Genomic DNA, 22,112 nt, shown 5'->3' with positions numbered 1-22,112 from the left:
GGAGTGCTGGCATGAGCCTCATCGATCGAGAGCAGGGAGCGGCCGGCGCTTCCGCCTCACCGCCCCCCGGGAACGGGCGACGTGCGCCGAGCGTCGCGGACGTGGTCCGGGCGCTCACCGCAGGACCGCTGCCGGTCCGGGTCACCGGGTACGACGGCAGTCGACTCGGTCCGGCCGACGCCGGGATCACCCTGTCGATCCGATCCGAGCGGGGACTGTCGTACCTGCTCACGGCCCCCGGCGACCTGGGCATGGCACGGGCGTACGTCAGCGGGGACCTGGCTCTGGAGGGGGTGCACCCGGGCGACCCGTACGACGCGTTGCGGGTGCTCAAGGACGAGCTGCGGGTACGCACACCCACGGTGGCCGAGGGGCTGGCGCTGGCGCGCGGGCTGGGCTGGGAGCGGCTGCTGCCGCCACCGGCGCCGCCGCAGGAGGCGCTGCCCCGCTGGAAGCGGGTCGTGGGCGGCCTGCGGCACTCCCGGGTGCGGGACAGCACTGCGATCAGCCACCATTACGACGTCTCCAACGCCTTCTACGAGAAGGTGCTGGGGCCGTCGATGACGTACACCTGCGCGGTCTTCCGCAGCCCCGACGACAGCCTGGAGCAGGCCCAGGCGAGCAAGTACGACCTGGTCGCCGCCAAGCTCGCGCTGCGTCCGGGGATGCGGCTGCTGGACGTGGGCTGCGGCTGGGGCGGCATGGTGCGGCACGCGGCCCGCGAGTACGGCGTCAAGGCCCTCGGGGTGACCCTGTCCCGGGCGCAGGCGCAGTGGGCGCAGGCGGCGATCGCGCGCGAGGGGCTGACCGGGCTGGCCGAGGTGCGACACCTGGACTACCGTGACGCACCCCGGCAGGAGTTCGACGCGGTCTCCTCGATCGGTTTGACCGAGCACATCGGGGTGCGCAACTACCCGGTGTACTTCGCCTTCCTGCGGGACCGGCTGCGACCGCAGGGGCGGCTGCTCAACCACTGCATCACCCGGGCCGACAACCGGGCGCCGCACCGCTCGGGCGCCTTCATCGACCGGTACGTCTTCCCGGACGGCGAACTGGCCGGTCCCGGGCGGGTGATCAGCGAGTTGCACGACGTGGGGCTGGAGGTGCACCACGAGGAGAACCTGCGCCAGCACTACGCGCTGACGCTGGCGGCGTGGTGCCGCAACCTGGTGGAGCACTGGGACTTCTGCGTCGGTGAGGTGGGCGGCGGCACGGCCCGGGTGTGGGGGCTCTACATGGCCGGCTCGCGGCTCGCGTTCGAGCGCAACGGTATCCAGCTGCATCAGGTACTGGCCACGCGCAACGGCCCGGACGCGGTCAACGGCTACCCGCTGCGCCCGGACTGGCTGCCGTAGCCCGCAAGACCCGCTCGCCCGACCGTGGTCGGCTCAGGGCCGGGCGAGTGCGTCGAGTCGCGCGAGCAGGGTGACGGTGGCCGGGTGATCGGGAACGAGCGCTTCGAGACCTGCGCCGAGGGCCCGCCAGCTATCCAGGTGGCGGTAGCGCCACAGCATGCTCAGCATCCCGATCAGCTCCAACCGGGCCACCGGGCTGCGCGGCAACTGCTCCTGCACCGGCCCGGGCAACAGCGTGTAGAGCTGCTGGCGGAACGACGGATCGTGGATGTGTGGCAGGTCGAGCAGCAGCCGGACCAGCTCGGCGTACTCGTCGCCGGTCGGCTCCGCCTTCGGGCCGGCGGCCTGTTCCGGCTTTGCCGGGCGGCCGGCGACCGTCTGGCCTCCGGCCGACGACACCGTGGCCGGTGGCGGTGTGACGGGGGCCGGTGGCGACAAGCTCGTCGTGGCGGCTGGGGCGTCCGCGGTGGCATCGGCGGGGAGCGCGGGATCGTCGAGAGCGAGCAGAGCCCGTCGTAGCACCACATAGGAGCGATGTTCGAGGGAATCCGGCTGGATGATGGAGAAGTGGTCGCCGGGCAGCACACCCGCGTCCGGGAAGACGCTGCGGGCCGATGCGGGCGGGACCACGCCGTCGCTGGCGCCGGCGTAGACCTTGACCCGGATGGTCGGCTGCGGCGCGTGGACGATCTGGCGGAGCACCACCCGTTGGGCGTCCAACACGGTGGCGCGCAACGGACGCAGGTCCGCCTCCTGGGGGTGCCGGCGCAGGAAGGTGCGGCGCAACGGCAGGGCCAGGTCCGAACCGGCGTTCGGGCAGGCGTACATGAGCACCAGGCGGAGGCGGTCGAGTTCGCCGGGGTTGTCGGCGAGCATCCGGGCCAGTGCCCGCTGGACCACCAGCCCGCCCTGGCTGTGCGAGACGAGCGCCAGGCGGGAGTGGTCGGCCAGGTCCTGGGACAGGTAGGTGCGTAGGTCGTCGGCGATGTCGTCGATGTGCGGTATCCGGCGCAGCGGATTGAGCGAGACCAACGGCGATTCGTACCCGAAGGTGTGCACGTGAAGGCCGGTCAGATCGTCGTCCTGGGCGGCAAGTCGGACGAATGCCGCCCAGGTGTCGGCTGAGGACAGGAAACCGTGTACGAACACGACGGCTGTTTCGGACACGGGACGACGTTACCTCACGGCGCGAAGACCTCGTTCAGGTCGCCGTACAGCCCTCGAAGAAGGTCCTCCGGCTCACCGATACGTTTGATGATCTGGTGGCCGATGAAGGAGTCCAGCAGTCCTGGAACCTCGGCCATGGCGCTGGTGGCCGGCGACATGATCAGCCCGCCTTGAGATCGCAGCCCACGACCGTCGCGCCCTCCCGCGCGAACAGGAGGGCCGCCGTCCGGCCTTGACCGCCGCCGGTCCCGGTGATCACAGCTACCTTTTCTGCCAGCTTGCCCGTCATAGCTCGGATGTTAGGGCACCTGGATGACCTGAACAGTGACTTCTGTCCGCGACAACCGAACCGGTGGCGAGGGGCCCTGCGGTGTCGGCCAACCGGCGGTCCATCACCGTCGCCGGGCGCGGAGTGTGGTAAGAGGTATGCCGTGAATCAACCGTTCGCTGTCGAGGTCGACTCAGAACTCGTCGACCTCGCGGATGTGTCTCTTGATCTCCTGGTCGACTACGACCAGGAGATTCTCGGCCCGATCATGCGGCGACTCCTCCGTCGTGTCGACGATCCCGAAAGTATCACCAGTGGCTACAATCCCCAGCGTCTCGACTGACGGGGCCGGCCTTCCTTGGAGAAGTTGTGACCGCTCAACATCTGGCGGCGGAGCCGGTCGGTCGGCCCGCCCGCCATCGCCTGGACCCGCACCACTTCGGGGCCCTGGCCACCGGGGCCGCTGACGCGGACACCATCGCCGAACTGCTGGCCGCCGAGAGCAGTTGGCGCAAGATCCAACTACGGGCGGTCCTGGACGCCGCCGCCGGTGTGGCGGACGCCACCGGGCCGCTGCCGCCGGTCGCCGAGGCGTGGCGGCTGCTCGTCGCCGCGCAGCGGCGCGACCGCGAGACCGTGGAGAAGTTGATCCTGCATCCGCAGGTCGGCACCTGGGCGGGGTACGCGCTGCGCCGGATTCGGGGCACCACGGTCACCGCCACCGGGCCGCTCTGGGTGGACCTCGGGTACCTGCACGCGCTGGCGGTGGCCGCAGCCGTACGGACCGGATGCGACTTCACCATGCGGGTGCCGGTGCGGGGCGGTTTCGTCGTGCTGCCGACGCTCGGCGGCGCCCAGGTCCCCAAGGCCCACGAGTGGGACGAGGCGGAGGTCGTGGGCGGCGGCGGGCGGGCGACGCTGACCGTGGCGGGCACGGTCATCGAATTCGACGCCACCGGCACCGGCACCGACGGTTGGGTGCCGTTGCCGACCGTACGCTCCACCGTCGGCGGGCACACCCTCGAAGTCACGCTCGACTTCATCGATCCCTACCGCAACCTGCGTACGCCCACCGCGCCGCACCTGGACGTCGCCGCCGACGTGCAGCGGTGGCGGGAACTGCTCGAACAGGCGTGGGCGCTGCTGGTGCGGGTCTGCCCCGACCTGGCCGTGCCGATCGCCCGTGGCCTGACCTCGGTGGTGCCCCAACCGGCCGCCGAACGGTTCCGGACGATGAGCGCCTCGGCGGGCGATGCCTTCGGCAGCATGATCGTCTCCGAGCCGGAGGACGCTCCCGAACTGGCGGTCACGCTGGTCCACGAGTTCCAGCACATCAAGCTCGGCGGGCTGCTGCACCTGGCCCCGTTGATCGACGGCGAACCACCACACCGGCTCTACGCGCCCTGGCGTGACGATCCCCGTCCGCTGGGCGGTCTCATCCAGGGCGTGTACGCCTTCGTCGGGATCGTCGAGTTCTGGCGGGCGTACCGGCAGGTGGCGACCGGTGCCGCCGCCGGGCTGGCGCACTTCGAGTTCGCCCGGTGGCGGGTGCAGGTGTGGGCCACCCTGACGATGATGCGCGACCTGCCGCAGCTCACCGATGTCGGACGGCACCTGGTGGCGGGCTTGACCAGCACCGCCGAGGGATGGCAGGACGAGCCGGTGCCGCCCGACCCGCTCGCGGCGGCTCGGGCGGCGGTGGCCGATCATCGGGCGCGGTGGCGGACCCACCACCTGAGGCCCGCCCCCGAGGCGGTGTCGGCTCTGGTCGTGGCGTGGACGGCCGGACACCCCGCGCCGACGGTTCCCGACGTCGCGCCGGCCGTGGCGGCGGACGCCGCCGCTCGCCGCCTGGACACCCGGGCGGTGCTGGAGTTGTGGCGGATCACCGACCCGGAGGGCTTCGAGCGGCTCCGCACCGACCCGTCGGCGGTCGGCGCGCGGGTCTCCGGCGCGGGACCGGCCGAACTGGCCCTCGTCTGCGGCGAGGTGGCCGAGGCCCAGGCGGGCTACCTGACCGCACTGTCGGCCGAGCCGGGCTCGCCGGCAGCCTGGGCCGGTCTCGGCCTGACCGCCGGGGCCCTGCGCCCGGGACCGGCGGCCAACGCATTGCGGGACCGGCCGGAACTGGTCCGCGCGGTGCACCTCGCGCTGCGCGACCAGGGCACTCCACTGCCGGAGCCGCTGGAACTGGCCGCCTGGATCGACGCCGACACCCCCTGAGGCCCGACCGGCCCTGAGGCCCGACCGGTGAGGGACCGGCGCGCACTCCCGGCGGGTCGGTGGTGCCACACCCCCGGCCTCACGAGGTGACGGCGTCGCTGTAGCGACCTCCCCGGAGGTCGCTACAGCGGCATCGGGTCCAGGTCGCAGTCGCCCCGGATGGTCAGGTCGGTGCCCGCCACGGTGGCGGGGTGCTGCTCGCCGAGCACCGTGGCGAACTTCTGGGTGATCTCGGCGTGCAGGCTGCTCGCCTCCTCCTCCCGACCGTGCGAGACGAGATCCTGGGCGAGGTTGCCGAGGCAGATCAGCGTGGTGGGATGGTCCGGCCCGAACACCGCGGCGCAGCGCGCGGCGGTGCGTTGGTCGAGGTCGTACGCGGCGGCGTGCTCGCCGAGGTGGTAGAGGTCGTTGCCGAGGTTGATCAGGGCGGCCAGGGTCAGCGGGTGATCCGGCCCGAGCCGCCGGGTCAACACCGCCAGCCCCTTCTCGTTGGTGCTCTGGGCGCGTGCGACGTTGCCCTGCAACCGGTCGACGATCGCGCCGTTGAGCTGCGTCGCCACCGTGTACGGGTGCTCGGAGTCGAAGAGTTCCCGATACCAGGTGACGAGTTCGGCGGTGAGCGTGGCGGCGGCGTCCAGGTCGCCCGTGGCGCGCATGTCGACCGCCAGGCCGAAGGCGGCCAGCAGGGTGTCCGGGTGGTGCTCGCCGAAGCGGGACGCGAAGCCGTCGCGTACCTCCTGGGACAGGGCCAGGGCCGCGTGGTGGTCGCCGGCCTTGCGGATCGCGGAGGCCAGTCGCCGCCGTGCGGTCAACGTCTGCGTCTGCGCCGAGCCCCAGAGCCGGGGCAACCGGTCGACGACGTTCTGCATCTCGGCTCGGGCGGGCAGGTACTCGCCGAGTTCGCGGCGGTCGATGATCAGGTTGAGGTGCGACTCCAGGGTCTGCGCGTGGTCCTCGCCGAAGAGCACCACCCGGTGGGCGTACGTCTCCCGGTCGACCTCGTACGCGCGCCGGATGTCGCCGGTCAACCGGAGGCTGACCGCCAGGTTGTGCGCGGCGTTGAGCGTGTTCGGGTCGTCTTCGCCGAGCGCCTGGATGTGCCGCTGGTAGAGGTCCTCGTCCATCTCCAGGGCGCGGCGGAAGTCGCCGGACGCCCGCAGGTCGGCCGCCACCTGCCCGATGGCGCGCAGCAACTCCTCGGTGTCCTCGGTGGTGGTGCGCTGGTACAGCTCCAGGATGCGGGCGTTGTGCTGGGCCGCCTGGCGGTGGCGGCCCAGGCGGTAGAGCATGAAGCCGAGCCAGTGGCCGATGGTGAGCGTCATCGGCGCGTCCTCGCCCAGGCTGCTGCTCCAGGCCCGCCACGCCTGCTCGGCCAGCTCCAGCGACGCGGTGAAGTCGCCCCACCAGTAGAGGTACCGGGCCTCGTTGAAGACCAGTTGCTGCACCCACGGCTGGGTGGAGTGGACCGCGTCGGAGGCCATCACGTGCGGGTACAGCTCGGCGTAGCTGGCCCAGTTGGCCGGCGAGTCGGGGTCGTTGCGGTCTCCGGAAGCGAGCAGAAGGTGAGCGCTGCTCCGCACGGTCTCCCGGTCCGGTCCGGCCATCCGGTCGATGAGGACGGCCTGGATCAGCCGGTGCATCTGGATCGAGTTGGTCCGGTGGATCACCCGGGCCAGCGCGTACCGGTTGATGTCGCGGATCGCGCGGTTGAGCCGCATCGGGTCGCGCAGCGCGGCGTTCAGCTCGGGGTGGATGTCGTCGTTCTGTGCGCCGCTGAACAGGGTGCGCGGGATGGGCTCCGGGGCGAGGAACGAACAGACCTGCAACAGCCGGAACGCGGCGGGGTTGGAGACGACGAGCCGGTCCAGCGACACGTTCCACGCGGCGGCGACGGGCAGTTGGTAGTCCATCGGCGGTGCCTGTTCGAGCAGCTCGATCCGCTTCTCCTCGAACAGCCGCAGGTACTCCTCGGCCGGCATGCCGGTCTCGGCCCGCCAGGCCGCCGCCTGCTCCAACGCGAGCGGCAGGTCACCGAGCGCCTCGGCCAGCCGGTCCGCCTGCTCGGCGGTCAGCTCCGGACCTCGGCGACGCAGCAGCTCGATGCTCTCCTCCCGGGGAAAGACGTCGACCTCCAGCGTGCGGGCGACGTTGGCCCACCCCGGGTTCCGGGACGTGATGATGATGTCGCCGGACCCGCCGGTCGGCAGGTACGGCAGCAGCATCTCGGGGCTCTCGGCGTTGTCGAAGACGAGCAGCCAGCGAGGGTACGGCCGACCGAGCCGCAGCGCCTCCTGCACGGCGACACGGGCACTGCCGATGTCCGGCCCGGAGGCGAGGTTCATCCGTGCCGCGAGTTCCACGATGGAGGCGTTGATCTGGGTGGGTCGTTCGGCCGGTATCCACCAGATCAGGTCGTACTCGGCCTGGTGCTGGTAGACGTACTCGACGGCCAGGTGGGATTTGCCGACACCGCCCATCCCGTGCAGGGCGTGCGGCAGCACCGCGGTGGTGCCGCCGCGTACCTGCCGGTGCAGCAGGGCGAGCGGCTCCTTGCGGCCGGTGAAGTTCGGGTTCTTCGGTGGGATGTTGCCCCAGACGGCCGGCGTGCGGGTCGGGGCGGTGGCGTCTGCGGGAGTGCTGGACGACAAGCCGACTCCTTCGGTACCTACGCTACGGTCTGCGTCGGCGTCAGCGCCGACAGCTATCATCGCATCCCGATCGCCAGGTGCGGGAGTCCTGACGACCAGGTCGGTGTCGCCGTCCCGGTCGGCCGCCGCCAGCGCGTCGCCCAGCAGCCGCGCCCGGGGCAGGTACCGCCCGGACAGCGCCCGCATCACGTCCTGCTCGATCCGCACCAGCGCGACGTCGGCCGAGGTCACCGTCGGAATCTCGACACTCTTCGGATCGTCGAGCACCCGTCCCCAGTGCGCGATCGCGGGGCGGAACCGCCCGAGCCGGGCCGACAGGAGCTGCCAGACGCGTACGGTGTCGGCGCGGCGGCCGGCCGCCAGCAACTCGGCCCGTACGCCGGGGAGGAACTCGAAGGCCCGGTCGTCGCCGGTGCCGACGGTCCGCACCAGCGGGCTGGTCAGCACCTCGGCCAGGTGCAGTGGCGTGGACCGGGGCAGCAGCGTCCGCTGCACCACCCGCACGGCTGACCGGTCCAGTGGCGCTGCGGCCAGGTGGGTGGCCAGGCGCAGCGCCTCCGGTGACGCCCACGAGATGAACTCCCGTACCCGGCGGGCGGCGTCGGGACCGGCGGTGGGTCGGGCGGCTTGGCCCGGGGCCGGCCGGTCGGTGGTGAGCAGGGCGGGCATGTCGATCCATCGTGGCGCTCGGCAGGCGAGCAGCTCGACCCACGCCGCCAGCCAGCGCGGACGCAGCTCCACCACCGGCACCGGCACCGGGCCGCCGGCCGGTCGGGGCTCCTCGGCCAGCAGCGCCTGGAGTGTGTTGTGGTGACGCCACTCCCACCGGGAGTTGGCCGCCGCCGGTACGGCGGCCCGCAGTCGCAGTCGCAGCGGCTGCACGCCGGTGCGGTGCCACATCTGTTGGGGCAGCAGGTGGACCATCGCCACCGGTTGCCGGCTGGCCCACTCGTACAGGTGGGGGAGGACCGCGCCGGAGTGCCAGGCCGGCCCGGCCCCGTCGCTGAGCACCAGCACCAGGCGGCGACGGCCGACCGGTGGCAGCGCCGTCGACGGGCCGTCGACCGGGCCGCCACGGCGACCACGCAGCACCACCCCGGCCGGTTCCGTGGTGGTGGTGATCAGCCGGCAGACCCGGACGTCGTGGAAGGCGACGTGCCGGCGCAGCAGCTTCACGAAGCTGCGGATCCGGCCGGACCAGACGGTCATCGACAGGTGGTCGTCGACGACCACCACGGCGTCCCATCCGGCGCGTGGCGTACGGCGCAGGGCCGGCCAGGCCACTCCCGCCGCGAGGTGCTCGGCGGTGGTGTCCTCGTCGAACTCGTACCGCTCGCGTCCGGGGACCAACTGCCGGAACGGGTGCAGGACCTCCGACAGCGGCGGGCCGTCGTCCGGGCGGGACGGGTCGGTGGTGAGCGCGGTGCCGGGTGGCCCGGCGAGCCCGGCGCCGGGCCCGAGCCGGGCGGCCAGCCAGATCGAGTCGGCCAGTTCGGCGCGGGTGAGCCCATTGCCGGGTCCGGTCACTCGGTGCCGTCCGGCGGCAGCCGGCGCCACAGTGCCTCGATCAGCCGCCGCCACTCGCCCCGGTCACGCGGAGTGAAGGCGCCGGAGGTACGCAGGTGGACGGCGTCGAGCAGTTGGTCCACTGCCGGGGGATCCCACTCGCCGCGTCGGGACAGGTACTCCTGGATCAGTTCGATGGAGCCCTCCGCCCCGTCGGGGAAGTGCGCGGCGACCATCGACGCGAGCCCGGCCTCGCCCGCCTCGGGCAGGCGCAGGCGCAGGCAGTGCCGCAGGAACGCCGCCGGGAAGTCGCGGTCCTCGCTGCACGTCATCACCACCAGCGGGAACTCGCGGCAGGTGATCCGGCCGCCGCGTACGGTGGCGGTCCGCCCCGGGTCGGCGGTGTGCACCACCGCCTCCGGTGTCCGCCCCGCGACCCGGACCAGCTCCGGGATCTCGAACCCGCCGTCCTCGAATACACTGCGCAGCTGCTGCGGCAGGTCGATGTCGCTCTGGTCGAGTTCGTCGATCAACAGCACCCGGGGCAGCCGGTACGGCAGCAGCGCGGTGCCGAGCGGCCCGAGGCGTACGTAGTCGCCGACCTGTGGCAGCGGTGTGTCCCGGCCCTGCGCCGCCGCCTGGCCGGTGGCCTGGACCAGCCCGATGGCGTCGTAGTCGTACAGCCCGTGGCGCAGGCTTACCTGGGTGGTGACCGGCCAGCGCAGCACCCGGCCGAGCCGCAGCTCCCGGGCGATCCGGTAGGCCAGACTGGACCGGCCGGTCCCCGGGCGCCCGGTCACCAACAGGGGCCGCCGCAGGTGCAGCGCGGCGTTGACCACGTCGACCTCGTACTCGTCGACCAGGTGCGAGACGATCGGCTCGCCCAGCCGGCGTTCCAGTTCCGGGTCCTCCTGGGGCGGTGGCGGCTCGTCCGGACCGCCGTCGAAGGCCCGCCAGCGGGGCGGTGCCGGCCACCGCCGGTCGCGGTCGGCGGCCTCGACGGCGCGGCCGGTGCCGGTGTAGATGCGCCATCCGGTCGGCTCGGCGGTGGCCGGCGAGCTGGTCAGGTCCGTCATCCGGTCACCTCCGGGGTGCTGCGGGGCGTGTCCAGTTCCGGCGTGCGGTACGGGTCGTCCCAGAGGACGACGAGGTGCCGGCCGTGGTGGCGGCCCTGCTCGGGCGGCGGGACCTGCAACGCCGACAACCGGGACCGTTTGGCCAGCTCCGGCAGCCGCACCACGCCGGCCCGCTCGGTCATCGACTGGATCTCGTCCCAGAAGTCGGTGTCGGTGGGGACCGTGCGGTGCCAGACGACCACCGGCAGCCCGGCCCGGAGCGCGGTCATGATCTCTTTGACGGTCGCCTCGGCGGCGGTCGTCGGCGCCGCGCTGAGCACCACCGTGGCAAGGCTCTGGTCGGAGTTCAGTTCCGCCTCCATCCGGGTCAGGTAGGCGGGCCCGTCCGGCACGCTGCGATAGAGCCCGCTGTTCCACGGCTCGGCCTGGAGCCGGTTCCAGCGCAGTCGCCAGGCCCGGTGCCAGGAGGTGGCGCGTAGCCGGTCCAGGCTGCGCACCACGACCGGGTAGTCCATCGCCAGCACCTTCTGTTCGAGGTACTGGCTGGCCCGCTCCTTGCGCCACCAGGGCACGTCCTCGTTGAGCAGCTCGATGGGGAGCACCAGCTCCACCGCCACCTCGGCCGGGCGGTCCGCCCACTCGATCTCCATCTCGTGGACGATCCGCTCCACGGTGGACTCCAGCTCGTCGTAGGCGACCTCGGGGATGCGCCCGCGCAGCTTCGAGTTCCACTCCCCGCCGCCGTGCCACTGCCGGTAGTGCGACACCGTGTACCGCTCGCTGCCCGGCTCCAGGTCGTTTTCGATCTGGATGACCAGGTACGCGTACCGGGTCGTCGCCTCGCCTCCGGCGTTGACCAGGACCCGGCGCCGGTCCAGCTCCTCGGTGAGTTCGAGTGTGCTGGCCTCCCGCCGGTTGCGTCGACGGATCAGCGTGGCGGTCTCGGCGTCCACCTCCTTCTCCAACAGGGCGAGGAACAGCATTCCCGGCGGCAGTCCGCGCGGCGGGGCGTTCTGGCCGGTGAGGTAGACGAAGACGTCCCAGGCGTTGGCGCACCACGGGGGCAGGCTGGCGAGTTTGTGTTCGCTGGCCCGCTGCAACAGTCGCGTCAGCGGGGCCAGCCGGACGGCCAGCAACGCGGTACGCAGTTCGGACCAGTCGCTGTCGGCCAGCACGCCGACCGCGTCCGCCTCGTAGCGCAGCCGTTCCAGGTCGGGCAGCTCGTCGGCGGCGGGGTCGAACAGTCGCACCATTTCGACCAGGACGGCCACCTCGGGCGGCTCGCCGAGGCAGGCTTTCGCGATCTCCAGGCTCTGGCCCCGTGGATTGGCCACGTCGTTGAACTGATCGCCGTCGTGCAGTTCCCGGCGCAGGCGCTGCACCATTTGCCGGCGACTATCCGCATGCCCCATCAGCGGCATCGCGGCGAGCATGTCGACCAGCTCCCTCTCGATGCGGTGGCGCTGATTTTCGCCCGGCAGTGGAAGATGGGTCATGGACCATCCGGTCTGTCGAACGTTTCCGACTGTTCTGCAAAGGCCAGGTTACCGGCCGAGGCAAGGGCCGAGTTGCCCTTTGTTTTCGGGACGACGCCCCCAACGGTGGCGATAGATCACCGATGTCCGAAGTGGACCTTCTTGCGGAGACTACGCCGCTGTCTTCTTTCCGACATCGTCGGTCGATCGAGGCTCCGGCACCTCCGCCGACGGGGTCGGCGTCGGCGCGGCCGTCGGGGCGGTGGCCTGCGCGATGTCGATCAGCGTGCGGGTCAGCAGCGTAGCGAGCGCCAACAGGATGCATCCGCAGACGACCACCCGCAGCGCCGGGGCGTCCGGCAGCACCCCGGCCAGCACCAGGACCGCGAGAGCGGTGCCGGCCACGCTCGTGGTCGCCACGAAACCGGCGTAGAGGCCGACCCGCCGTCTGGTCCAGAACCGTACGCCGTGCACCGGGTCCTCACTCCGGGGCCGCCGGGGTTGCGTCTGAATTCGCTCCAGGAATCGGGACTCCCAGAGCAAGGCGAGCATCAATACCGGAAGTACCTGCGCGGAAGTTGCGTACAGGTCGGGGAACACGACGTGGGACTCCTTGGATCGCGATGCCTCGATGCCGCAGACAGTGTCGCAAACACCACGTAGCGCGAAGGTGCCGGTGACGTCGTGGCGGGTCGGCCGGGCCGGTGGGTCGGCGCGGCTATCGTGGCCTGTCGTGACGAGCAGCGAGCAGCGACTGGCCGCGATCCGGGGCGGACTCCCCCCGCGTCGGCACAACGCCCGGACGATCGCCGCGCTGACCGGCAACCCGGGATGCACCCGGCGGGCGGTGCTGGACGGCGCCGGAGTGGACAAGCCACTGCTGGCCGAGCGGATCGGCTTCCCCGCCCGGTTCGGGCAGTCCCGGTTCGCCATCACCCGGGGCAACGCGTTCGAGGCACAGGTGAAGGCCGACGGCGGCGCCGAGTTGCTGCGGCTGGTCGCCGAGCGGTTGGGCGTACCTGTGCCGGCCCCGGCGCGGTGGACGGCGCTCGGCGACGGCGACGACATGGCGGCCCGCCAGCGACGCTCGGCCGCGCTCCTGACCGCCGCGCCGGACGGCCCCGACGACTCGGCCGCGTTGTTCGACCACCCGATGCTCGCCCTGGACGTCGCCGGGCAGCGGGTCCATCTGGAGCCGGACCTGGTGGCCGCGCGGCTCGGCGGCCGGTTCCACGTGGTCGAGGTCAAGTCCTTCCCGGTGATCGACGGCCAGGCCGACCCGGCCAAGCTGGCCGCCGCCGCAATCCAGTCCGCGGTGTACGTGCTGGCCCTGCGGGACCTGCTCGTCGCCGCCGGTCAGCCGCCGGAGTCGGTGTCGCACGAGGTGGTGCTGGTGTGCCCGCGCGACTTCACCAACCAGCCGGTGGCGCACCTGCTCGACGTGCGCAAGCAACTGCTGGCGGTACGCCGGCAACTGGACCGGATGGACCGGCTGGACACGCTGCTCGACGGCGTACCGGCCGACTTCACCGCCGATCCGGCCGCCGATGCGTCGGCGCTGCTCGCCTCGCTGGGCGGGGTGCCGGCCCGCTACGCCCCCGACTGCCTGGCGAGCTGCGAGCTGGCGTACTTCTGCCGGGACGAGGCGGGCGGACACACCGGTGCGCTCGGTCGCCCGGTGCGGGAGGCGCTCGGCGGCATCGAGGACGTGGATCGAGTCCTGGCGCTCGCCGGTGGCGAACCCGCCGCCGACCCGGAGCAGGAGCAGGCCGCCGCGTTGCTGCGGACCGCCGCCCGCCTGCGCGCCGACGCCCTGGCCGGGTCGGCGTGAGGCGTCCGCACCGGGCCCGGCCCGCGCCCGGTGGAGCATCGGCATGAGTACGCTGCGCGCGCTCGCGGCGGCGCAGGCGGTGGCCGCCGGGGTGGCACAGCCGGTGGCCACCGTACGGCACGTGCACCTGTCGGCCCGGCCGTTGGTGCTGGTGCCGCTGGCCATGGCGGGCGAGGCGAACGCCCCGCTGGCGGCGATGGTCGGCACCGCACCGGGCCGGGGACACCTGCTCGTCGTGCCGCAGCCGCGCAACCGGGACCAGCGGTTCGGGTTCGCCGCCGCGCTGGCCGACATCCTGCTGCCCTACATCGACACGCATCGCCTCGGCTCCGAGACGGTCGCGGTCGACCGGGGCAAGGACGTCCGGCAGCGGTACCTCGACGCCCCGCAACTGGTGGTGCCGAACCCGGCCGGCGTCACGTTCCTGCGGCTGCTCGGTCGCGCCACGCGGTTCCGTCGCCTCGACGGCGACCACCCGGTCCCCGCATCGGTGCCGCTGCTCGGCCGATGGCTGACCTTCCTCGCCGAACGCGCGGAGCATCCGGGCTCGGCGACGCTGCTGGCGTTGACCCAGGCGCTGAGCATGCACTGGGCGACCGGGCAGAGCGCGGTGGAGGACCTGCACCTGCCGGCGCTGCTCGGCTGGATCGCCCCGCCGGCCGGGCTGACCGGCGCCGAGGCGGCGGCCCGGGCCGAGGACCCGGCGGTGTGCCCGCCCGCCGGACCGGCCACCGATCCCGACTTCGATAACCGGCTGCTCGCCCCGGCCATCGAGGCGTACGCGGCGGCCGACGCGGACGAGGCGGCTCGCGCCGAGGCGTACGCGGAGCTGGAGAGGTTGCTGCGCGACCAGCTGACCCCCACCTGGGACCTGATGTGGCGCGGCCTGGGGCTGTTGCGCGCGTTGCCGCCAGGTGCCCGGGTGGCGGCCCGGTGGACCGGCGACCGGGACGCCTTCACCGCCCACGCCGACCGCGTCGACGAGGGCGGTGCGCCGCAGCCCAGCCGCGATGGCGCGGTGGCCGCCGCCACCCGGCTGCACCGCCTGGAACGGGCCGGCGCGAGCTACGCCGTGCAGCGCGCCTACGACGACCCGTTGGTGATGGCGGAGTACCGGCTGACCGGTGAGGCGTTCGTCGGCGAGGTGGTGCTGGTCGACCCGACGCGGGTGGACGACACCGGACGCCGCCCGGTGCTGCGCCCCCGCATCCAACTGGTGACCACCGAACCGGTGCTGGTGCCGGTCGGCGCGAGCCTGTGCAACCCGGCACGGCCGGCACAGAAGGCCCGGGTGGTCTTCGTGACCCCGACCGCCGAGGGCAAGACCGAGGTGGTGCTGGAGCTGTCCGGCGGGATGGGCCGTGGGCTGACCGCGAGCCCCGGCAGCGTGCCCGAGGTGGGGCAGCGGCTCTGCTACACCACGCTCAGCGAGGCGTTCGTGCCGAGCGGGACGTTCCCGACCGTGGCGGAGACCCCGTGGACCCACGGCGGCCCACCCACCGCCGACCCGCCGTTGGCCGAGCCGTCGTCCGGACCGGACCGCGACGAGGTGTAAGGAAGGGACCCTTTCTATACACCAGGCGATAGAAAGGGTCCCTTCCTTACACCGTCGATGAACCCGGAGGAACCCTCACGGCGGGTCGTGGCGTACCGGGCGGTCACCGTACGTGAAGATGGTTGCGCGCCGGGCGGCGCATGTGGATGAACGGATGGGCCGAGAGAGAGCCGGAGCGAGCGCTGTGTCGCGAGAGGACGTCGGGCGGACCGCCGCGCGGTGGCCCGGGCGGGACCGGGTCGGCCGGGCGGGGCTGTACGCCGCCGGTCTGGCCGTCGTCGTCGAGACGGCCTGGCTGCTGCTGAAGCTGCCCGGCGCTGCACTGGTCAGCGACCTCGGCGCGCTCGTCGTGGCCGGCTGGGCGGCGCTGGCCTGCCTGGGCGCCGCCCGCCGGCAGCCGCCGGTACGGTGTTTCTGGCTGCTGCTCGCGGCGACCATGGCCCTGGCGATGATCGGCCGAACACTGTGGACGGTGCTGCGGCTGGTGGGTGGCGGTCTGCCGCACACGCTGCCGGTCGGGGTGCTGTTCGTCGCCGGTCTCGTCACCGGCACCGCTGCCCTGCTGTGTTCGGTCACCGCGCCGCGTACCGCGGTGGGGCGGGTGCGGACCCTGCTGGACGGCGTGATCGTCGGGCTGGCGCTGATCCCGGTCGGCTGGATGCTGATCTTCCGCGATGTCGCGATGGCGGATCTCGACGAGCCGCTGCGCACCGCCGGCCTGCTCTACCCGATGTTCGACCTGATGCAGTTGACCATCCTGGTCGCGGTGATCGGCCCGAGCCGGCCGGTGTGGCCGGTGCTGACGCTGCTCGGCGCGAGCCTGACCGTCCGTGCGGTCGGCGACACCGCGTACGTGTCGCTGGCGGCCGCCGGCACCTACCAGCCGGGCCGGCTGGTCGACGTGCTCTGGCCGCTGAGCTACCTGCTGATCGGGTTGGCGACCCGACTCGGGCCGCCCCGCTACCGGGCCGATCCCGACGAGGCGGCCGAGTCACCGTTGCCGCCCTGGTGGCGGGTGGCGTTGCCGTACCTGCCGGTGGGTGGGGCGATCGTGGCGGTGGTGCTGGCCAGCCGGCCCGACGGCTACGTCCCGCAACCGATCTTCATCGCGATGATGGCGCTGCTGGCGACGCTCGCCCTGCGGCAGGGACTGGCGGCCAACGAGAACCTGCGGCTGGTCGGCCGGTTGCGGCAGCTCGCCTACATGGACCAGCTCACCGGGCTGCCCAACCGGTTGGCGTTCACCCGTCGGCTGCGCGCGGCGCTGCTCGGCACGAACCGGGTCGCCGTACTCCTGCTGGACCTGGACGGGTTCAAGCAGGTCAACGACAGGTTCGGGCACACCACCGGCGACACGCTGCTGACCGGGCTGTCCCGGCGGATGCGGCGCGCGGTCGGTGCCGACGGGATGATCGCCCGGATCGGCGGCGACGAGTTCGCGGTGCTGGTCACCGGCAGCCCGCCCGCCGAGCCGGAACGCCTGGCGGAACGGCTGCTGGCCGCGCTGCAACCCTCACCGGGCGAGGAGTTGGTGGGGGTGCACCCGTCGGCCAGCATCGGCATCGCCGAGTACGGGCCGCAGCACATCTCCGACACCGACCTGCTGCGCGACGCCGATATCGCGATGTACGCGGCGAAGGCGGCGGGCAAGTCGGCGTACCGGCGGAGCACACCCGCGCTGCGGGAGTCGGCGGTGAGCCGGGCCGAGCTGATCGCCGACCTGCGGCGGGCGGTCGACGAGGAGCAACTGCGCCTGGAGTTCCAACCGATCGTGGACCTGGCCACCGGGGCGGTCCGCAGCGCCGAGGCGCTGGTGCGCTGGCGGCACCCGCGACTGGGCCTGCTCAGCCCGGCCCGGTTCCTGCCGTTGGCCGAGGAGACCGGGTTGATCCTGCCGATCGACCGGTGGGTCATCAAGGAGGCGTGCCGGGCGGCGGCCACCTGGCAGGACCGCGTCCCGACCGCGACGGTGGCGGTGAACATCGCCGCCGCGCACCTGCGCCGCCCGGATCTGATCGCCACGGTCACCGAGGCCACCGCCGGTGCGGGCCTGGCACCCCGGGCGCTGACGCTGGAGCTGACCGAGTCGGCGCTGATCGAGGGGAGCGACGCGGTGCTCGACCGGCTGGGGCAACTACGTGAACTCGGCATCCGGATCGCCATCGACGACTTCGGCACCGGGTACTCGTCGCTGAGCTACCTGCACCGCATCCCGGCCACCGAACTGAAGATCGACCGCTCGTTCGTCTCCCGGATCTCCGACGACGCGCGGGCGTACGCGACCGTGGAGATGGTCACCCGGCTGGCCGACGCGTTCGACCTGGGTGTGGTGGCCGAGGGGGTGGAGACCGAGCGGCAGCATGACGCGGTGGCCGCCATCGGCTGCGTACAGGGGCAGGGCTACCGCTACGGCCGCCCGGCGGCGCTGGCCGAGCTGCGGGCCGTCCTGACCAAGGCCGCCCTGCCTGGGGGCGGCGGATCGTCGCGCTGATGGCGTCCGGGGCGCCGGCGGGCGGGCCGGCGGAGGCCAGCCATGCGAACGCGATCACCCGGGCCTGAGCCGGTTGCTGTCGGCGGGCGGCGAAACCACCATCTTGTCCTTATTAGTCCACCGATCGGGTAATTCACCCGCTCTTGGCCGTGTCCATGGTGGTTCCCAAGGTCGTTGACACTGTGGCACCCCATTCAGGTGGCCTGCGCGGCGAAGGAGTCGGCGTGGCAAGGACTGATTCGACGGGTTCGACATGGCGGTACCGGTGGGCGCGCCGGCAGAACGAGCGCCGGCGGCGGATTTTCCGCAGTGCCGAAGGGGAGTGGCGGCGACGCGACGACGAACTGCGTCGCCTGCGGACGCTCGCGGAGCAGTGCCACGGCTCGGCCACCGCGGGGAACGGTCTCCCGCTCGAACTGGCCGCCGACGAGGCGGTGCTGCGGGTGGTACCCGCCGCACAACTGGTCGAGGTGCGACACAACGCCGTCCTGCCCGCGCCCGACCTGACCGTGGCCGCGCAGACCGGCCGGCTGCGCCAGCGCCTCCCCGAGGGCGTACGGGTCGCCGACGCCGGAATGGCCGTGATCACCAGCCGTCGGCTGGTGCTGCTCGGCGGGCGGGGCCGTCGCGACTGGGCGTACGCGCGGATGACCGGGCTGGCACACGACCCGCACGCACCGGTCACCCTGATCCAGGTGCTGGACCGCCGACGTGGCTCCGGGGTGCTGCTGCCCCCCGGCGCGGCAGCCGACTTCCGTTTCGTGCTCACTCTGGCGTTCGCCGACGCGATCGAGCACCGGGCCGCGGTGATCGCGCAGCTCGACGAGCTGATCGCCGAGCACGCCCGGCTGCGCCCGTCCCGGCCGGGCATCGCCACCCCCGGCCAGGCCCGGCTGTCGGCGCTGATCCCCGGTGGCCGGCGTACCGCCGTGGTCGCCGCCGCGCTGGCCGTGATGGTGCCGGTGGCGCTGGCGAACTCCGGTCCGGACCCGGCCGGTCCGGACACGGCGGTCGCCGCCACACCGGCGCCGGTCGCCGCCACCGGCGTGCCGAAGGTGCCCCGCGCCACCGGCTCGTCCGCGCCTCGGCGGGAGGTGCCGACACCGGAACGGCGCTGCGGCGCCCCGGTCAACCCGATGGGGTACGACTTCTGCGGCGGTGAGCGGGTCCGGGAGCCGGCCCGTGACGTGTGCGAGCACTTCGACTGCGTACCCGGATTCTGGAACGGTCGGGGCTACCTGGTGCAGTGCAAGGACGGCATGGTCAGCCTGGCCGGGGGCAGCCCGCGTGCGTGCGGTACGCACGGCGGTGTCCGCCGTACCGTCTGGGGCTGACCGGGCGCCGGCCCGAGGCGCGGATCTGCGGGCGGCTCAGCGCTGCTCGGCGGCGCGGTCGGCCAGGCGGGACAGGGCCGGCGCGGCGGCGAGCAGTAGTTCCCGGTCGGCGGCGTCCAGCCCGGCCAGCGCGGCGGCGAGCAGGTCGCGTCGGTGTTGCCCGTAGGCGGCGATCCGCTCCCACGTCGTGTCGGTCAACGTCAGTCGGACGGTCCGCCGGTCGCCCGGATCCCGGTCGCGGCTCAGCAGACCGGCGGCGGTCAGCTCGCCGACCAGGGTGCTCACCGTGTTCGGGGCGGTGCCGAGCCGCTGGGCGACCTCCCGAACGCTCATCCCCGGCTGTCGCTGCACCAGCCGCAGCACCTCCACCTGCGCGTCCGGCAGGGCGGTCCGGCCGGTCCGTTGGGTGGCCGTGCGGCGCAGCACCCGGTGCAGGTCGCCCAGGGCGTCGCTGAGCTGCCCGAGCGTCTCTTCGGTCACAGTCCGGCCCTCTCCACGGCAACAACTCTGTAAGCAGAGCTATCGTAGCCCGGCGCAACCAATCGCCGAGGGGGCCACGATGCCGCAGACCGCCGCGCCGATCGTCCGGCCGCCGGAGCGGGTCGCCGCCCCCACTGGCCGGGCCGCCGTCGGGCTGCTGCTGCTGCTCGGCGCGCTCACCGCGATCGGGCCCCTGTCGCTGGACACCTACCTGCCGGCGTTCCCCGAGATGGCCCGCGACCTGGACGCCAGCCAGGCGCAGATCCAACTCTCCCTGACCACCTGCCTGGTCGGCATGGCTCTCGGGCAAATCGTCACCGGCCCGCTCAGCGACCGCTGGGGGCGTCGCCTGCCGGTGCTGGTCGGCGTTGGCGCGTTCGTCGTGATGTCGTTGGTCTGCGCGCTCGCGCCGTCGGCGGAGACCCTCGCCGCGTTCCGCTTCGCCCAGGGCTTCGCCGGCGGCATGGGCACCGTCGTCGCCCGCGCCGTCGTCCGCGACCTCTACAGCGGACGGGCCGCCGCGAAATACTTCTCCCGGCTCGTCCTGATCTTCGGCATCGCCCCGATGGCCGCGCCCGCCCTCGGCAGCCTGGTGCTCGGCTTCGGCGGCTGGCGCACCATCTTCCTCGCCCTGGCCCTGGCCGGCGTGCTGATCGCCGCCGCCGTCGCGTGGCGGCTGCCGGAGACCCTGCCCGCCGAGCGCCGCAACACCGGTGGCCTGCCCGCGACCGCCGCCGCCGGGCGCGCCCTGCTCGCCGACCGCGTCTTCCTCGGGTACGCGCTGACCCAGGGCCTCGCCTTCGCCGGCCTGTTCGCCTACCTCTCCGGCTCCTCCTTCGTCCTCCAGGACGTCTTCGGACTCTCCGCCGGGGCGTTCAGCCTGATCTTCGGGCTCAACGCCCTGGCCTTCGTCGCCGTCGGCCAACTCAACGCCCGGCTGCTGGACCGCTTCGACCCCCGGCCGTTGCTGATCTGTGGGTTGAGTCTCGGTCTGCTCTCCGCGCTCGTCCTGCTCGTCGGGGCACTGCTCGGCGCCCTGCCGCTGGTCGTCGTCGCCCTCTTCCTCTTCCTCGGGTCGCTCGGCACGGTGATGCCCAACGGCACCGCCCTCGCCCTCGAACGGCACTCCGCGCACGCCGGCACGGCCGCCGCCCTGCTCGGCGGCCTCCAGGCGGTGATCGCGGCCGGCGCCGCACCGCTGGTCGGGCTCGGTGGCGAGGGCAGCGCGGTGCCGATGGCCGTGATGGTCAGCGGCGCGGCCGCCGCTTCGCTGCTGGTCGTGCTCACCCTGGCCCGGACCCGCCGCCGCTGACCCGCCGCAGCCCGCTGGTCATGGAGTCGTGGTACTTCCGAGTCCGATGCGGAACTTTCTATTAGTTTGTCGGAGCTCAATGCTTTGACAAGAAGCGAGGCAGAGCCGCGCTTTGCCGACAGATCCAATTCCTTGACCGGGTCGGGTGTCCCGATTACAGTGGCCTTCCTGAACATCGTTTCCACTAAGCCGGGGTTCAGGTCACCTGATCGACTTTCCGCGAAAAGGGATCACGCGTCCCCGCCGCGCCGATGGCGATCGGGAGGTGAGGTGCTGCAACGCTTGATCATCGAACCGGACAGTGGCGTGTTTCCGACCCGGCACTTTTGACAAAAAGGAAGCGGTGACAGCGGTGCACACTGGAATCAAAGGGCCGACGCCGGAATCCGTCGGCGCGTTCTACGACCAGGTGAACTCGATCGTCGCCCGGGTCCAGGGCGGCTCCATGCACCACGGCTACTGGACCGGGCCCGACGACGACAGCGACTTCGCCACGGCCAGCGCCCGGTTGACCGACATGATGATCGAACGGGTCGCCGCGCGGCCGGGCGAGCGGGTGCTGGACGCCGGCTGCGGTCTGGGCCGGCCCGGCGTACGGCTGGCCCAGGCGGGCGGGGCCCAGGTCGTCGGGATCTCGGTCAGCGAACAGGACGTCCGCCTGGCCAACGAGCTCGCCCACGCCGAGGCGGTGGCGGACCGGGTGCGCTTCGAACAGGCCGACATGGCCGCGTTGCCCTTCCCCGACGACTCCTTCGACCACGCGATGGCGTTCGAGTCGATCGTCCACGTGCCCGACCGGGTGCGGGCGCTGCGCGAGATGGCCCGAGTGGTACGCCCCGGCGGGCGCATCGTGCTGACCGACTTCACCGTCCGGGAGGGCCCGCACGGGCGCTCCGATGACACCCTGGTCAGGGTGCACGACTCCTGGCGGGTCACCGCAGCCCCCATCGGCGCGGAGGACTACCCGGAGATCGCTGCGCAGGCCGGCATCCTGCTCGACGAGGTCACCGACATCACCGACCACGTGAAGTACAGCAGCATGTGGACCTACCTCGAACTGCGCCGGTACGCCCGGGACAACCCGGTGCCGGCGGAGGTGCACCAGATTCTCGACGTCTTCGCGCCGACCCTCAAGGGCACTCCGGACCGGCCGCCGCTCACCGACACCGAACTCGAACAGGGGTGGCGCCACATGCTGACCGAGGAGCAGACGCAGGGAATGGTCATCGTGGTGGCCCGAAATCCGGCACCGTGATCGTCCCGTCCGCGGCGATCGGGAAGCCCGGGTTCCAGGCGATCTCCCAGAGGTGGCCGTCCGGATCGGCGAAGTAGCCGGCGTACCCGCCGTAGGACGTCTCGCGGGCCGGCCGGCAATCTAGCCCGGCACGGGG

General features: G+C 72.6%; 17 protein-coding genes. 9 read left to right on the top strand and 8 right to left on the bottom strand.

Annotated features, from left to right (window positions below; all coding sequences use genetic code 11):
- Positions 1–11: 11 nt before the first annotated feature.
- Complete coding sequence (locus tag ID554_RS06560) at positions 12–1,355, top strand: class I SAM-dependent methyltransferase (protein ID WP_117228936.1); 1,344 nt, start codon at positions 12–14, stop codon at positions 1,353–1,355.
- Between the two features lie 33 nt (positions 1,356–1,388).
- Here the strand turns inward: ID554_RS06560 and ID554_RS06555 are convergent, their stop codons facing one another.
- Genes ID554_RS06555 through ID554_RS32345 form a run of 3 tightly spaced genes read right to left on the bottom strand, consistent with a single transcriptional unit; the run spans position 1,389 to position 2,811 of the window.
- Complete coding sequence (locus ID554_RS06555) at positions 1,389–2,522, bottom strand: esterase/lipase family protein (RefSeq protein ID WP_117228937.1); 1,134 nt, start codon at positions 2,520–2,522, stop codon at positions 1,389–1,391.
- 14 nt (positions 2,523–2,536) lie between these two features.
- Positions 2,537–2,680, bottom strand: a complete 144-nt coding sequence (locus ID554_RS06550; protein ID WP_158573773.1) for a hypothetical protein — start codon at positions 2,678–2,680, stop codon at positions 2,537–2,539.
- A 2-nt stretch (positions 2,681–2,682) separates the two neighbouring features.
- Complete coding sequence (locus ID554_RS32345) at positions 2,683–2,811, bottom strand: hypothetical protein (protein ID WP_263407325.1); 129 nt, start codon at positions 2,809–2,811, stop codon at positions 2,683–2,685.
- A 142-nt stretch (positions 2,812–2,953) separates the two neighbouring features.
- Between ID554_RS32345 and ID554_RS06540 the strand changes: the two genes are divergently transcribed.
- Together ID554_RS06540 and ID554_RS06535 are read left to right on the top strand one after the other, a co-directional pair.
- On the top strand, positions 2,954–3,133 hold the full coding sequence (locus ID554_RS06540; protein ID WP_117228938.1) for a hypothetical protein: 180 nt from the start codon (positions 2,954–2,956) through the stop codon (positions 3,131–3,133).
- 26 nt (positions 3,134–3,159) lie between these two features.
- Positions 3,160–5,013 (top strand): HEXXH motif domain-containing protein, encoded by a 1,854-nt coding sequence (locus tag ID554_RS06535; RefSeq protein WP_158573774.1) that lies wholly within the window; start codon positions 3,160–3,162, stop codon positions 5,011–5,013.
- A gap of 122 nt (positions 5,014–5,135) precedes the next feature.
- Here ID554_RS06535 and fxsT read toward each other — a convergent pair whose 3' ends face one another.
- The 4 genes from fxsT to ID554_RS06515 all read right to left on the bottom strand — a co-directional run bounded on the left by fxsT (position 5,136) and on the right by ID554_RS06515 (position 12,318).
- The gene (gene fxsT / locus ID554_RS06530) at positions 5,136–9,188 is read right to left on the bottom strand and encodes an FxSxx-COOH system tetratricopeptide repeat protein (protein ID WP_147333495.1); all 4,053 of its coding nucleotides are present in this window, start codon (positions 9,186–9,188) and stop codon (positions 5,136–5,138) included.
- The gene (locus tag ID554_RS06525) at positions 9,185–10,243 is read right to left on the bottom strand and encodes a MoxR family ATPase (protein ID WP_117228941.1); all 1,059 of its coding nucleotides are present in this window, start codon (positions 10,241–10,243) and stop codon (positions 9,185–9,187) included. Before ID554_RS06525 ends, fxsT begins: the two co-directional genes overlap by 4 nt.
- Positions 10,240–11,739, bottom strand: coding sequence for a VMAP-C domain-containing protein (locus ID554_RS06520; RefSeq protein ID WP_147333496.1), 1,500 nt, complete (start codon positions 11,737–11,739; stop codon positions 10,240–10,242). The genes ID554_RS06525 and ID554_RS06520 overlap by 4 nt, the downstream gene beginning before the upstream one ends.
- Positions 11,740–11,889: 150 nt before the next feature.
- Positions 11,890–12,318: a hypothetical protein gene (locus ID554_RS06515; RefSeq protein ID WP_147333497.1), complete on the bottom strand. Its 429-nt coding sequence runs from the start codon at positions 12,316–12,318 to the stop codon at positions 11,890–11,892.
- A 133-nt stretch (positions 12,319–12,451) separates the two neighbouring features.
- Here ID554_RS06515 and ID554_RS06510 point away from each other — a divergent pair, with 133 nt between their 5' ends.
- The 4 genes from ID554_RS06510 (at position 12,452) to ID554_RS06495 (ending at position 18,929) form a co-directional block, all read left to right on the top strand.
- Positions 12,452–13,549, top strand: coding sequence for a hypothetical protein (locus tag ID554_RS06510; protein WP_117228944.1), 1,098 nt, complete (start codon positions 12,452–12,454; stop codon positions 13,547–13,549).
- 43 nt (positions 13,550–13,592) lie between these two features.
- Entirely contained in the window at positions 13,593–15,104 is a 1,512-nt protein-coding gene (locus ID554_RS06505) for a hypothetical protein (RefSeq protein ID WP_117228945.1), read from the top strand.
- A 184-nt stretch (positions 15,105–15,288) separates the two neighbouring features.
- Positions 15,289–17,595 carry a putative bifunctional diguanylate cyclase/phosphodiesterase gene (locus ID554_RS06500; protein WP_223884464.1) on the top strand — a complete coding sequence of 769 codons (2,307 nt, stop codon included), beginning with the start codon at positions 15,289–15,291 and terminating at the stop codon, positions 17,593–17,595.
- Between the two features lie 224 nt (positions 17,596–17,819).
- Entirely contained in the window at positions 17,820–18,929 is a 1,110-nt protein-coding gene (locus ID554_RS06495; RefSeq protein ID WP_117228947.1) for a hypothetical protein, read from the top strand.
- Between the two features lie 36 nt (positions 18,930–18,965).
- Here the strand turns inward: ID554_RS06495 and ID554_RS06490 are convergent, their stop codons facing one another.
- Entirely contained in the window at positions 18,966–19,409 is a 444-nt protein-coding gene (locus ID554_RS06490) for a MarR family winged helix-turn-helix transcriptional regulator (protein ID WP_117228948.1), read from the bottom strand.
- A 79-nt stretch (positions 19,410–19,488) separates the two neighbouring features.
- Between ID554_RS06490 and ID554_RS06485 the strand changes: the two genes are divergently transcribed.
- Positions 19,489–20,721: a multidrug effflux MFS transporter gene (locus ID554_RS06485; RefSeq protein WP_117228949.1), complete on the top strand. Its 1,233-nt coding sequence runs from the start codon at positions 19,489–19,491 to the stop codon at positions 20,719–20,721.
- Between the two features lie 352 nt (positions 20,722–21,073).
- The gene (locus ID554_RS06480; protein WP_158573775.1) at positions 21,074–21,976 is read left to right on the top strand and encodes an SAM-dependent methyltransferase; all 903 of its coding nucleotides are present in this window, start codon (positions 21,074–21,076) and stop codon (positions 21,974–21,976) included.
- Positions 21,977–22,112: the final 136 nt, after the last annotated feature.

The sequence above is a fragment of the Micromonospora craniellae genome (assembly GCF_014764405.1).
GTDB lineage: Bacteria > Actinomycetota > Actinomycetes > Mycobacteriales > Micromonosporaceae > Micromonospora > Micromonospora craniellae.
The sequence above is the reverse complement of the archived record's forward strand: the minus strand, read 5'-3'. Positions and strand labels throughout refer to the sequence as shown.

Bases quoted from the DNA above. Each gene is read 5' to 3' on its own strand.
- ID554_RS06560 (WP_117228936.1), top strand. From the start codon at position 12: ATGAGCCTCATCGATCGAGAGCAGGGAGCGGCCGGCGCTTCCGCCTCA.
- ID554_RS06550 (WP_158573773.1), bottom strand. From the start codon at position 2,680: ATGTCGCCGGCCACCAGCGCCATGGCCGAGGTTCCAGGACTGCTGGAC.
- ID554_RS32345 (WP_263407325.1), bottom strand. From the start codon at position 2,811: ATGACGGGCAAGCTGGCAGAAAAGGTAGCTGTGATCACCGGGACCGGC.
- ID554_RS06525 (WP_117228941.1), bottom strand. From the start codon at position 10,243: ATGACGGACCTGACCAGCTCGCCGGCCACCGCCGAGCCGACCGGATGG.
- ID554_RS06520 (WP_147333496.1), bottom strand. From the start codon at position 11,739: ATGACCCATCTTCCACTGCCGGGCGAAAATCAGCGCCACCGCATCGAG.
- ID554_RS06505 (WP_117228945.1), top strand. From the start codon at position 13,593: ATGAGTACGCTGCGCGCGCTCGCGGCGGCGCAGGCGGTGGCCGCCGGG.
- ID554_RS06485 (WP_117228949.1), top strand. From the start codon at position 19,489: ATGCCGCAGACCGCCGCGCCGATCGTCCGGCCGCCGGAGCGGGTCGCC.